The organism is Chryseobacterium piscicola (assembly GCF_900156685.1).
Taxonomy (GTDB): Bacteria; Bacteroidota; Bacteroidia; order Flavobacteriales; family Weeksellaceae; genus Chryseobacterium; species Chryseobacterium piscicola.
The window spans coordinates 688,414-701,494 of sequence record NZ_FTOJ01000001.1 but is presented as its reverse complement, the minus strand read 5'-3'; the positions used below and the strand labels follow the sequence as shown (position 1 = coordinate 701,494).

General features: G+C 33.6%; 13 protein-coding genes. 10 read left to right on the top strand and 3 right to left on the bottom strand.

Going from position 1 to position 13,081, the window contains the following annotated elements; genetic code table 11:
* The first annotated feature begins 14 nt into the window (after positions 1 to 14).
* From BW939_RS03325 to ribA, 4 genes are read left to right on the top strand one after another with little or no spacing between them, the layout of a single operon-like run.
* The gene (locus BW939_RS03325) at positions 15 to 233 is read left to right on the top strand and encodes a twin-arginine translocase TatA/TatE family subunit (RefSeq protein WP_076449743.1); all 219 of its coding nucleotides are present in this window, start codon (positions 15 to 17) and stop codon (positions 231 to 233) included.
* Between the two features lie 14 nt (positions 234 to 247).
* Positions 248 to 859, top strand: a complete 612-nt coding sequence (locus tag BW939_RS03320; RefSeq protein WP_076449741.1) for a DUF4254 domain-containing protein — start codon at positions 248 to 250, stop codon at positions 857 to 859.
* The gene (locus BW939_RS03315) at positions 856 to 1,308 is read left to right on the top strand and encodes a hypothetical protein (protein WP_076449739.1); all 453 of its coding nucleotides are present in this window, start codon (positions 856 to 858) and stop codon (positions 1,306 to 1,308) included. The genes BW939_RS03320 and BW939_RS03315 overlap by 4 nt, the downstream gene beginning before the upstream one ends.
* Positions 1,309 to 1,321: 13 nt before the next feature.
* Positions 1,322 to 1,918 carry a GTP cyclohydrolase II gene (gene ribA, locus BW939_RS03310; RefSeq protein WP_076449736.1) on the top strand — a complete coding sequence of 199 codons (597 nt, stop codon included), beginning with the start codon at positions 1,322 to 1,324 and terminating at the stop codon, positions 1,916 to 1,918.
* Positions 1,919 to 1,980: 62 nt separating this feature from the next.
* Here ribA and BW939_RS03305 read toward each other — a convergent pair whose 3' ends face one another.
* Entirely contained in the window at positions 1,981 to 2,499 is a 519-nt protein-coding gene (locus BW939_RS03305; protein ID WP_123891537.1) for a hypothetical protein, read from the bottom strand.
* Between the two features lie 116 nt (positions 2,500 to 2,615).
* Here BW939_RS03305 and BW939_RS03300 point away from each other — a divergent pair, with 116 nt between their 5' ends.
* The 5 genes from BW939_RS03300 to BW939_RS03280 all read left to right on the top strand — a co-directional run bounded on the left by BW939_RS03300 (position 2,616) and on the right by BW939_RS03280 (position 7,728).
* Positions 2,616 to 4,298 carry a glycoside hydrolase family 3 protein gene (locus BW939_RS03300; protein ID WP_076449732.1) on the top strand — a complete coding sequence of 561 codons (1,683 nt, stop codon included), beginning with the start codon at positions 2,616 to 2,618 and terminating at the stop codon, positions 4,296 to 4,298.
* Positions 4,299 to 4,334: 36 nt separating this feature from the next.
* A complete protein-coding gene (bshA, locus tag BW939_RS03295) occupies positions 4,335 to 5,483 on the top strand; it encodes an N-acetyl-alpha-D-glucosaminyl L-malate synthase BshA (RefSeq protein WP_076449729.1) in 1,149 nt (382 codons plus the stop codon).
* 241 nt (positions 5,484 to 5,724) lie between these two features.
* On the top strand, positions 5,725 to 6,999 hold the full coding sequence (locus tag BW939_RS03290; protein ID WP_076449727.1) for a DUF2851 family protein: 1,275 nt from the start codon (positions 5,725 to 5,727) through the stop codon (positions 6,997 to 6,999).
* The gene (locus tag BW939_RS03285) at positions 6,992 to 7,213 is read left to right on the top strand and encodes a PspC family transcriptional regulator (RefSeq protein ID WP_076449725.1); all 222 of its coding nucleotides are present in this window, start codon (positions 6,992 to 6,994) and stop codon (positions 7,211 to 7,213) included. The genes BW939_RS03290 and BW939_RS03285 overlap by 8 nt, the downstream gene beginning before the upstream one ends.
* Before the next feature lie 2 nt (positions 7,214 to 7,215).
* Positions 7,216 to 7,728, top strand: coding sequence for a GNAT family N-acetyltransferase (locus tag BW939_RS03280; protein WP_076449723.1), 513 nt, complete (start codon positions 7,216 to 7,218; stop codon positions 7,726 to 7,728).
* A 1-nt stretch (position 7,729) separates the two neighbouring features.
* Here BW939_RS03280 and BW939_RS03275 read toward each other — a convergent pair whose 3' ends face one another.
* Both BW939_RS03275 and BW939_RS03270 read right to left on the bottom strand, forming a co-directional pair.
* Positions 7,730 to 8,530: a hypothetical protein gene (locus BW939_RS03275; RefSeq protein WP_076449721.1), complete on the bottom strand. Its 801-nt coding sequence runs from the start codon at positions 8,528 to 8,530 to the stop codon at positions 7,730 to 7,732.
* A complete protein-coding gene (locus tag BW939_RS03270) occupies positions 8,527 to 9,267 on the bottom strand; it encodes a carboxypeptidase-like regulatory domain-containing protein (RefSeq protein ID WP_076449719.1) in 741 nt (246 codons plus the stop codon). Before BW939_RS03270 ends, BW939_RS03275 begins: the two co-directional genes overlap by 4 nt.
* Before the next feature lie 183 nt (positions 9,268 to 9,450).
* On the opposite strand from BW939_RS03270, the gene BW939_RS03265 reads away from it, so the two are divergent.
* Entirely contained in the window at positions 9,451 to 12,588 is a 3,138-nt protein-coding gene (locus tag BW939_RS03265) for a UvrD-helicase domain-containing protein (protein ID WP_076450133.1), read from the top strand.
* The last annotated feature ends 493 nt before the right edge of the window (positions 12,589 to 13,081 follow it).

Below are 13,081 nucleotides of genomic sequence, written 5' to 3'. Positions count from 1 at the left end.
TAAAAAATATAGTAATGAATACTTTAACAATATTACAGCTTTCATGGCCGCATATCCTTATAGTTGCTGTCATTCTACTCCTTTTGTTCGGAGGTAAGAAAATTCCTGAATTGATGAGAGGTTTCGGATCCGGAATCAAAGAATTCAAAGATGCAGTAAAGGAAGAGGATAAAACAACTGAGGTCAAAAAAGAAAATCCTACTACTAACAGCAGTAATACTACTGTTAACTAAATAGCGTTTTCCACATGAATTTTACCGAGACGGCTTGGGTAGTCTTCAATAAAAGTATTGAAGACTATCATGTATTAGATAGTGTAGATGCAGCAATCATTAATCCTTACGAACTCAACAGTTTGGAACGAATTTTGTATGCAAAGAATTGGATTGACACCGTTCAATGGCATTTGGAAGACATTATCAGAGATGAAAATATTGATCCTGCTGAAGCTTTAAAACTCAAAAGACGAATCGATGCTTCAAACCAGCAACGTACTGATCTTGTAGAGTTTATAGACAGTTGGTTTTTAGATAAATACAAAGAAATCACTCCAAAAACGGATGCAAAGATTAATACTGAAACTTTGGCTTGGGCTGTAGACAGATTATCTATTTTATCATTAAAAGTTTATCACATGGCTTTGGAAGCAAACAGAAATTCTGCTTCTGAAGAGCACAGAGCAAACTGCCAGATAAAGCTAGATGTACTTCTTACCCAAAAGATAGATCTTTCAGTTTCAATAGATCAGCTTCTTTTAGATATTGAGAACGGCGATGTTAAGATCAAAGTGTACAAACAAATGAAAATGTACAACGATGAAAGCCTTAACCCAATCCTTTATCAAAAGGAGCAAAAATGAAAAAAACTTTTCTATCTGTATTAATAATTTGTGTTTTTTGGTCTTGTGCTACAGAAAAAGGCAATACTTCCCCGGTCACTATTGGAAATAGCAGTATTGAAAAAAAACCTGATGAGTCGGAAAATATTTCAATAAAAATTCTCGAAAACGCAAATGCAGCAGAAATTAGCAATCTATTGTCAACATTTCCTGTGTTTTCTAAAAAAGAGATTAATACCGAAATTTCTATCTTGAAATTTAGCCTTCAAAATTATCTCTATGCAATTAATGCCGGCGATATGAAAGCGAAAGACAGCCAATTGAAGGGTATGCAAAGATCTTATAGAAAGATTCAAAAAATCAGAAAACACCTTAGTATAGACGAAAACGATATTCTTAACAGATATTTAGTACGCATCAAGACCAATATTGCCGTCATAGAAAACTCTTTAAATGGCAACAAAAATTAAAATATTTTTATAAATGATAAAAATTCAGGCGGAAGCTAATGTTCCTACGGAGCACGGAAATTTCCGGATGATTGCATTTGCAGAAAATGCTCAAGACTGGATGCCTCACATGGCGATTGTTGCTGAAAACACAGATTTTACCCAACCCGTAAACGTGAGATTTCATTCAGAATGTATTACAGGAGAAGTTTTTCATTCTCAGAAATGCGAATGCGGACAGCAATTGGATGCAGCTATGAAATACATGCACGAAAATGGCGGAATGGTGATTTACCTTCGCCAGGAAGGAAGAAATATAGGAATCATCAACAAGCTTCGTGCTTATTCACTACAAGAAAAAGGTTTAGATACGGTACAGGCAAACTTAGAATTAGGACTTCCTGCGGACGACAGAAACTTTGGTATTGCTATTGATATTCTCAATAATCTTGGAGTTGAAAAGATTAATTTATTAACCAACAATCCGGAAAAAGTGAGATTTGTAGAAGAAAGCAATATTGAACTGAATTCTAGAATCCCGCTCCAGATTCCTGCTAATGAAAACAGTAGAGGATATTTGCAGACAAAAAAAGACTTCTTTGGTCATCTCTTAGATGATAATAATGAATAAAAGAAAAGCTTCAGGAAATTTCCCGAAGCTTTTTTAATTATAAAAAATTGAAAAGATATTTCTTATTTCTGAATCTTAGACTCGTCTAATTTGTAGTATTTTACCACTGCATTGTAATCATTAAAATCAACCTTTGGAGCAGAATTCTTTGCAGGATCAGCCGGAATTATAACAATTCTAAAACTTTGATTTGTTTTAAACTCTGCAGCTTCAGCAGCTGTCATAGTTGCCTGATCAAAGTTGGCTTCAGAATAAATCTCTACATTTTTAGGATCAAACAAGAAGTTAAAGTCTAATTCTCTACCTCCACTTAGATAATATGTTTTTGGTAAAAGTTGCCAAACTGGAGATCCAGTAGAATTAGAATTAAAATTTCTGTATACTAAAACAACATCAGTACTTAAAATATTAATGCCTGTATTGATAGAATAAGAGTTTGCTGCAGTTAATGTACCAGATACATCACGCATTTTTGCAGAAGCAACATTCTCTTGAACTACTACTTCATCGTTGTTGCTATCGCAGCTTACTACGAAAATGCTTAACATCGCGAATATAAAAATTGGGAATAATTTTCTCATTGTAAAAATTTTATATATTAAATCGTTATTGCCAAATCAAATCATATACCAAAAATATCAAAAACTTAGTTAAGCTTATATTTTAGTTGTATTTTTGTCTATATTCAATTTTATATATGAAAAAATTATCAAACGTTTTTCTTATCGTTTTCTTAATTTTAAATTTAAAAGTCAACGCACAATACCAGCCTAGAAACTGGTCGAAAACCGATATTAAAAAAGCTGAAAAATGGGTAGACGACAAATATAATTCTCTCTCCCAAAGCGAAAGACTTGGGCAATTGTTTATTATTGCTTTGTATACCAACAAAGGTGATCATCATATAGATGAAATCAGAAATATCGTTAACAAAGAACAGATTGGCGGACTTATTCTGATGCAGGATGATGCAGCTAGAGAAATTAATCTTGTAAACGAATTTCAGCAGAAGTCTAAAACCCCAATGATGATTGGTATGGATGCAGAATGGGGATTGTACCAAAGAATCGCCACGGCTCACAAATATCCTTGGGCAATGACGCTCGGTGCGATACAGGATAAAGACCTTATCGAAAAAATGTCTGCCAAAATAGCAGAAGATTGCCACAGAATGGGGATCAACTGGGACTTTGCACCGGTAGTAGACGTTAATACCAACCCAAATAATCCTATAATCGGGAACAGAAGTTTTGGGTCTGAAGTAAAGAATGTCACAAAATCTGCCCTCGCCTACTCCAACGGCTTACAGAATAACAATATTTTAGCCGCCATCAAACATTTCCCAGGTCATGGCGATACCAGTACAGATTCCCATTTGGATTTGCCTGTAGTTTCTCATAAAATCGACAGATTGAATGAAGTTGAAATTGCTCCTTTTAAAGCATTAATGAACAAAAACATCGGTGGCGTAATGGTAGCTCACTTGTATGTTCCTGCTTTAGAGCCTGCGAAAGGAATTCCCGCTTCCGTTTCTAAAAATATTGTAACTGGGCTGCTTAAAGAGAAATTGGGCTATAAAGGTTTAATCATCACTGATGCATTAAACATGGGTGCTGTTGCAAATAAATACAAACCGGGCGAGCTAGACGCTTTAGCTTTTAAAGCCGGAAACGACATTATGCTCTTTTCACAAGGAGTTGCAGAAGGTAAAAGATTAATTCAGAAAGCAATTGACAACGGCGAAATTCCGCAGGCGAGAGTGGAAGAAAGTGTAAAGAAAATTCTGTTGACCAAATATTTTTTAGGTTTAAACCAATACACTCCTAAAAATCCGCAAAACATCAATTCAGATCTGAACAACGCCTCACATACTGCAATAGTTCAGGAAATGTATGCCAATGCTTTAACCTTAATTAAAGATGAAAAGAAACTTTTACCTTTAAAGGAAAACACATATTACATTCCACTAGAAGAAGCTTCTTATCAAACTTTTGCTTACCAAATGGGAAGTTTGGTCACTGTAAAAAAATTGAATGAGATTAAAACTATTCCTGCCGGATCAACGGTTTTAGTAGGTTTTCATAAAGACAATTCTACAGCGTATAAACCTTTCAAAATTTCGGCTGAATCTAAAAAAATTCTAGCTGAGCTTGCCAAAAAACATAATATAATACTAAACGTTTTCGGAAGTCCTTATGCATTGAAAGACATCGACTTATCTAAAATCTCCACAGTTTTGGTTTCCTACGAAAACAATGAAGATTCTATGACCGCAACAGCAAATGCTTTAAAAGGAAATACTAAAATTCATGGCAAGCTACCGGTTTTAGTTAATGAAAATCTGAAGCCTGGAATGGGAATTGACATGAAAACAAAATAAAATTAAGTTATCTACACTATAAATCAATAAGTAAATATGAAAATAGGCATACTTTGCTATCCTACCTACGGAGGAAGCGGAATTGTAGCAACAGAGCTTGGGATGTCTCTCGCCAATAAAGGCTATGAGGTACATTTCATCAGTTCTGCACTGCCAGCAAGATTAGATATTACCAATCCCAATATATTCTTTCACAAAGTTAATGTGCAAACTTATCCGCTCTTTCAGTATCAGCCTTATGACATTGCGTTGAGCTCAATGATTTACCGAGTTGTGAATCTGTACAAACTAGATCTGCTTCACGCCCATTATGCAATTCCTTATGCTTACGCAGCGTTTACGGCAAAGCAAATGCTGAAGGAAGACAACAACGATATTCCTTTGGTAACCACACTACACGGCACCGATATTACTTTGGTAGGTCAGCACCCGAGTTACAAACATGCTGTTGAGTTTTCTATAAATCAATCAGATGCCATTACTTCAGTGTCTGAGAGTTTAAAGAAAGATACTTTGCAGTTTTTTAGAATTAAAAAAGAAATTCAGGTGATTACCAATTTCATTGATAATTCTGAATTTGATGAATGCAATGAGTGCCAGCGTACGCAATTTGCCAATCCTGATGAGAAAATTTTAATTCATGTTTCCAATTTAAGACCAGTAAAACGTGTTGAGGAAGTTTTGCAAATCTTCAAAAATGTTGAGAAAAAAGTGAAATCAAAACTCATCATCATCGGCGAAGGTCCAGAAATGGAAAAGGTAAACCAGTTTTTGGAAAATAATCCTGAACTTATTTCTAAGATCCGTCTTTTGGGTAAAGTGAATGATTTGTATAAAATCCTTCAGCTTTCCGATGTGTTTCTTCTTCCTTCTGAACAGGAAAGTTTTGGTCTTGCCGCTCTAGAAGCAATGGCTGCCAACACTCCCGTTATCAGTTCCAACGCCGGAGGAATTCCCGAGGTGAATATTCAGGGCGAAACAGGTTTCCTTGCAGAAATAGGTAACGTAGAAGCAATGAGCAACTATTGCATAAAACTGCTGAGCAACGAGGAACTTTTAGCACAAATGAAAATCAATGCCAAGCAACAGGCAATAAAATTTGATCTAAAAAACGTTCTCCCTGTTTACGAGGAAATGTATAAAACGACGATTGAGAATTTTAAAGGTAAACTGACAAAAGTGTAAAATACTTTTTTGGTGAAAAAAAATAAAATCAGAGTTTTCGACTCTGATTTTTTTATGTGTTTAAATTTTCTTTTTTTGAGTTGCCAGCTCTTCCAATTCTCCCAACTTTGGAATTTTATTTTTACTTCAACAAATTTTCTACCATTACAGTGTATTCAGCAAAAAATTATTTTCATTACTAGAAAAAACATTTTCATTTCATCGAAATTCTGTACATTTATTCCACACAAATACACAGACGATGAACGAAAAACTGCTTCAATATCTTTGGAACTTCAGGGTTTTTACCAATTTTAATTTTAAAGACACCGAAGGAAATTCTGTAGAAATAATCGATTTCGGACGATGGAATACAGATTCCGGGCCCGATTTTCTCATGGCTCAGATTAAAATCAATAACGTCACCCTAGCCGGAAACATTGAGCTGCACGTAAGATCATCCGACTGGATTTTTCATCAACACACCAAAAATCCCAACTACGACAATATCATTTTACACGTTGTATTTCAAAATGATACCGATATTGATGAATTTAAACTGAAAAATATTCCCACACTGGAACTGATTCATCATATCGATCAAAATGTCTTCGGAAAATATGAAAAACTGTTACAAGAAAGCCAGTTTATTGCTTGTGAAGATTTGTTTGATGCTAAAAAAATTCCCGTTCATTTCTTCGAAGAAAGTTTATTGAAAAAGCTGGAAGAAAAATCTCTTGAAATTGAAAAGGATTTGTTGCGGTTTAAAAATAATTACGAAGCCATTCTTTTTCACAGTCTCTCCTACTCTTTCGGATTAAAAGTGAATGCACAGATCTTCAAACAGATTGCAGAAAGCATTGATTTTACGGTTTTCAATAAAATCAGACAAAACAAAACCCAACTTGAAGCCTTGCTTTTCGGAATATCTGGCTGGCTAGAAAAACCAGAAGACCCACAAATGCAAATATGGAAAAGAGAATTTGATTTTCTGAAAGCTAAATTTGAATTACCTACCGTCATTATTCGTCCGAAATTTCTAAGATTACGCCCACCGAATTTCCCCACTTTGCGTTTGTCTCAGCTCGCAGACCTTTACCATCAACAGCAAAATCTTTTTTCAAAAATAATGGAAGCCAAAAATACAGATGATTTCTTTTTTATTTTTAAAGATGTTAAAGCTTCAGAATATTGGGACAATCATTTTAATTTTGGTAAAATATCTACTGTTGACCAGACTAAAGTTCTAACTAAAGATTTCATTGAACTGATTATCTTAAATACCATTTTACCCATAAAATACACATACCACAAATACCAAAACGAAGAAATTGCTGATGAAATACTCGACTTTTATAAAGAACTCCATTCAGAAAAGAATGCAATTCTAGAAGGTTGGAAAAATTTATCCTTAAAAACAAAAAATGCAATGCAGTCTCAGAGCCTTATTTATCACTACAAAAACTATTGTACTCAGAAAAATTGCTTAAATTGCAGCATCGGATTTAAAATTTTAAAAGAAAGCAATCATGTTTGACAACCTTCGTCACAAAATGGAAAGAGAATGGTTTGGAGTACTCACAAGAATGGGCGCCAAGCTGGGAATTCCTGTCTCTAAACTGAGGGTTTTCTTCATCTACTCTACTTTTGCTACAGCAGGTTTCTTTTTTTTAATTTATCTAGGGTTGGCTTTTACACTTTGGGTAAAAGATATTTTTATCACTCGCAGACCGAGTGTTTTTGATCTATAAAAATGGAATTTAATCAGATTACTTCACAAGATGACTACAGAATTGAACAGATTTACAATTCTTACATAACCTCTTTCCCAGAAGACGAAAGGAGGGATTGGGCGAAGTTTGTACAACTTTTTGCGCATTCTAATGTGAAATTTTTCTCTGTTTCTAATGAGCGTGAAAACGTTGGCTACATTACCCTCTGGGAACTATCAACGTTCACTTTTGTAGAACATTTTGAAGTTTTTATTGAATTCAGAAATCAACAACTTGGATCAAAAATCATCAATCATTTAAAGGAAAATTACACTAAAATCATTTTGGAAATTGAACCCGAGCACCTCAATGAAGATGCTAAACGAAGATTTTCATTTTATCAGAAAAACGGATTCTGTTTAATTGATGATATGTACATACAGCCTAGTTACGGTGAAGGAAAAAATAAACTTGAACTCTGGCTTTTAGCTAATTTTCAGCCTTTAAATATAAATGAAGCTAAAGATGAAATATACGATATTGTTTACCACTAAATCACAATTCTAGATTATTCGTCTTTTTATATTCGCCGAAAGCAGACATCAAATCATTTGAAATCTTAACTTTATCAAAATCTTTTCTATATTTTGTAGAGAGCATAAAAATATCTTCAGCATACAACAAAAATCGGTCTATTCCTTCCTCACTCATCCCGAATTTTTTGAAATGATTGAGATCTATTTCTGCTTTTAATCTGGAAATAAAATCACGTGTTTCATAATAATTAGCTTTTGTGATTTTGGGTTTCGACGCTTTATTGATAAGCTTACCAATTAACCCTGCCACTGCAATAAGATTCACTTGCCCTTCAGTAAAATCGTGAGTTTTAAAAGATTTTGGCGTAGAATTTTCGGGCATAGCTTCGGTGAGGGGAGATTTCATATACTCATCCATTGAAGAATTAAGAGCCGAAACCCGTTTAGAAACACCCACATTTTTAGCATCTTTTTCAAGATTTCCGGTCGGCTGGAATTGGAGTTCCACCTCAGGAATCAGAATTTCAATCTGTTTGATATTTACCGTATTAATTCCTGATAAAGCTTTTTCAGTTACCTGTATTTGAGATCTGTAGAAACCATCTTTTACAAAACGAATCTCGTCGCCTATGTCAGCTGTAACCGCAAAGTTACCTTTCACATCTGAAAACACAGATTGATTTTTCGTACTATTGAGCACCAAAACCTGTCCCTGTTTACTTCCGTTTTCATCTGAAACATTTCCGGAAAATGTATTTTGGCCAAATGAAGAGACGGAAAAAATAAGAAAGAAAAAAAAAAAATTTAATTTCACTATCATTGGGGTGCTTTGTAGGAAGAAATTCTCTGCAATACGGCATTATTGAATCTGTTAAGGTCTGCCTCACTTACATAGCCATATTTTAGTATCGTCTTGCGTTCAAAACCACTTGCAAAAACATAATAAATAAAATGTTGTACTTGGGATGGTTCAATTTTCAGTTCTATAAAATATTCTGTACCTAAAGACTTTATGAGATAATTCATCAAATCTACATCATCCCATTTATTTTTAATTTTTCCAAAGCTGAAAGTTCCTTTTGTTACAGGCTGTACAAACTCGCCTGGTTTTGGTGCCATTATTTTAGGATCAGATTTCTGGGATAAATATTTTGACATATCCGCCCGGAGTTTCTGTACTTTAGTAGTAGGATTGTAGATTTTGGTATCTATTTTCAAATCACCAGTAAGCCTTTTCTTTAGCACCACTTCTTCAATTGCCAATACATTCCTTTTAAGCGTAACATTTACAGGAGATTTTAAAGTTTCAGCTGTTATTTTGGTCTGAAAACGTTCGTAGCCTAATGTAATAAACCGCAACTCATCACCTTGCCTTGCCAAAATCATAAAGTGGCCATCTGAATTGGTAATCACTCTTTCATCAGTACGCAGATTGATTACAGTAACATTGGGCATTTCTGCATTTTCTTCAGAAACAGTTTTCCCAAAAATATATTCCTGAGCATAGAAATTGAGCGAGAGCAGGAAAGAAAAAATAAAAAGTAATTTACATTTCACGAGCTATTGTTTTATTGAGCAAATCTAAAATATATTTAGGTTTAAAAAATAAATTTTAACCAGCATTAACACGTTTTATAAAATCTTATCAATTTTTGCTTGAAAATTGTTAAAATACCTCTTCTTACTGTTAAAAACCAAGCAGAAAATTGGTTATCTTGCAGTTTCAATTTGTTTCAAAAAATGCAAAATTCATACACGGTAATCAATGCCTCCGCAGGTTCGGGGAAAACTTATGCCCTTGTACAGAGGCTTCTGATGATTTGTCTTCGCTATCCCAATCAACAACAATCAATCAGGAATATTCTGGCTCTTACCTTTACTAACAAGGCTGCCAACGAGATGAAAGAAAGAATTCTCTCTTGGCTAGGAAGGTTTACCGAAGACAGTTATGCTGAAAATTCAGATTTAAAAAATATTCAAATTGCTTTTGAAGCCGAAGGTGTGAAAATAGACATTCTCGAACTTCATTACCGTTCAAAAAAACTTTTAGATTACGTTCTTCATAATTATTCTACATTAAACATCGGAACAATTGACCGTTTTAATTCGCGTCTTGTTCGTAGTTTTTCTTATGAATTGGGTTTAGCAAAAAACTTTAATCTTGAAATCGATCCTGAACCATTTCTAATTGAAGCCGTAGACAAAATGCTCGATCAGATTGGCGAAAATGATGTGATTTCTAATTCCTTTATGGATTATGTAGATTACAGTCTTGAAAACAATGAGCGGATTAATCTCAATAAAAATCTCTACGATTCGGCAAAAGAATTTGTGAAAGATATTCATTATGAAAACCTTCAGAAAAATAAAGATTTTGATAATGAAAAATATGAAGACATTAAAAATACGCTTCGAAAAGAAATTTCTGCCAACAAAAAAAAGTCGCTAGAGCTGACTCTAAATTCAATACAGCTTTTCAAAGACAGAGCAATTGAGGTTGAAGATTTTGCTCAGGGCAAAAATGGTTTAGGTGGTTTTTTTGTAAAAGTTGCAGATTATTATCAGAAAGACAGAAAAGATTTCCCTTTCCCTACCAATGAAGAATCTGCCAGAAATAATTTTCAAAAAATCTGTTCGGCAAAATCTAAACATAAAGAGATAGACATCAGTGAGATCCTGGATCAGCTCATTCAAAACCGACTTACACTCATTAAAATTTATATTGAAACTCAAAAAAAAGAGAAAATTCTAGCTGCTCTTTTGCCTTTAAAGGTTAATAAAGACATTCAGGATGAACTAAAAAAAATTGAGGAAGAAAACGATCTTGTTTTGCTTTCGAAATTTAATATTTTAATCAATGAAAATCTTAAAAGTGAGCCTTCTGCGTTTATTTATGAAAAAGTAGGTTCGCAGTTTCATCATTATTTCTTTGATGAATTTCAGGATACATCAGAACTTCAATGGCAGAATTTTCTTCCGTTGAGAGATCATGCGGTTTCCAGTGACAATACTTCATTCACCTTAGTTGGTGATCCTAAGCAAAGTATTTATCGTTTTCGTGGTGGGGAAAGTCAACTAATGCTCGACATTATCAACAAGAAAGAAACAACGCCGAAGGAAGCATCGCTCTTAGTTTTAAAAGACAATTGGCGAAGTGCTAAAAATATTGTGAATTTTAATAATGATTTGTATCGTTTTCATTCTGAAAATTTAAACGAAGAACACAAGAATATCTTTGGAAGCGATGGTGAGCAAAACCCAAAATCATCGCTGGAAGGTCGGGTTAAAATAAACCTCATCGAGAATCTCACAAATGAAGATTTTTATACTGACACGTCCGAAAAAATGCTGAAAGACATTCAGGAAAGTTTGAACAATGGGTTTTCATTTTCCGATATTACGATTCTCTGCCGTGGGAATTTTGACATTTTCAGCTACGCTCAAAAACTGGGAAATCTTACAGTAAATTATAAAGGTGAAATTACCAACATCAAGACCATTTCAGACAAGGGATTAACGTTGGATCTTTCTAATACATTGAAAGCCGTAATAGAATTTCTGAGATGGCAAAGCAACAGAAAAAATAAAACCAGCCTTATTATGCTGATGTATTTTCTGAAAAAATCGGGGAGAATTGTGATGGATGATTTTACCGTGGGCATGCAGGAAATACTCAATATTTCAGATCACGATCTTATTGCTGAAGAGATTCTGAAAAAATATGGCGTAAAACTTCATCAAGATGATTTCCCGAAATTTAATCTTTACAATTTTGTTGAATTTTACATCAATGAATTTTCCGTGGAAAATAAAGAAACAGATTTCCTCTTAAACTTCTTGGAAATGTTGTTTAATTTCACTCAAAATGCAGGAGCAAGCACCAAAGAATTCTTAAAATATTGGGATGAAGAAGCTTCGAAACATACGATTCAGGCGTCGGAAAATATTGATGCCATCCAGATTATGACTATTCACAAAGCCAAAGGATTGGAATTTCCGATTGTTTTTATCCCCATGATTAACAAAAACCGTGATGCGGAATTCACCAATTGGTTTGGAACCGAAGACCTTGATGTTTTACAGTCTGTGAACATCAGCCAGTTCAGCAAAAATCTTGAAGTCTACGATGAAGAAATCGAAATTTTTAATCAGGAAAATTCTTACAAAAATTTTGTTGACCGGCTTTGTCTGCAATATGTTGCCACAACACGACCTGTAGAGCAATTGTTTTTCTACATTCAAAAAGCCAATAAAACCTCCAACAATCTTGAAATTCTGGATTTTGTACAATCTAAAAACATTGAAAACACTGACGAATTTGACCTCTACCCAACCGAACCTGAGATGTTGAAGAAAAAGGTTTTTCATAAAAAATCAACATTCAGAACCAAGAATATTACGGAGCTTAAAAACCTCAATGAGAAAAAAACATCGATAAAAGTAGCAACGCCTTCGAAAAATTATCAGACAAGAATTGAAAAAGTGAGAGTCGGTCTTTTTGTACACGAACTTTTATCGAAAATTAACACGAAAAAAGATATTGCAAAAGTACTAGAAAGGTATATTTTAGACGGACAAATCACGCTGGAAGAGAAAATTGATATCGAAAAAAATCTGCTCAGAATTATTGATCAGCACAACGAATTTTTTGATGAAAAATGGGAAGTCATCAACGAGAAAGACATTATGATTTCTGAAAATGGCGTTACAAAAATCTACAGACCCGACCGTATTCTGAAATTAAAAGATGAATACATAATCGTTGATTTCAAAACAGGAGAGGAAAGCGAAAAAAACGATGCTCAGATTGAAAATTACAAAACTGTTTTGGAAAGTTTAGGAAGAAAAGTTGTGAAAACACGATTGATTTACATATAAAAAGTATATTTTTCTATAAATAACACTGAATTATAGAAATAAATACAATTTAAATTATAAAATAGTGGACTTTTTAAATTATAATTTGTTATTTAATTTATTTTTTATATTTACATTCGAAAATAAACAACGACAATGAAAAAAAAAATAATTCATTTGCAATAATGAGTTTTCTTGCAATTTAACTAATAATCTCTTGTTCAACCGAAGGAGATTTAGAAACAGAAAACACTGAAATTTCTAATATTAAATTTGCATCACGCGGCTCAAAAATATGTGCCCTTTTTGAAAATGCTGTGGAAAGTTTAATATTACCAGGAATAAAAGCTGTAAATATTGACAATGGAATACCATTTACATGTAATAATAATATTTTAATTTTTCCTTCTTTAGATTATTATGAAATTGCTATAGAAAAAATAAGACCTAAAAATTGATGAATATAATGATTCATTTGATTTACAAACAATGGGTTGACAGACGCAGAAGCAGA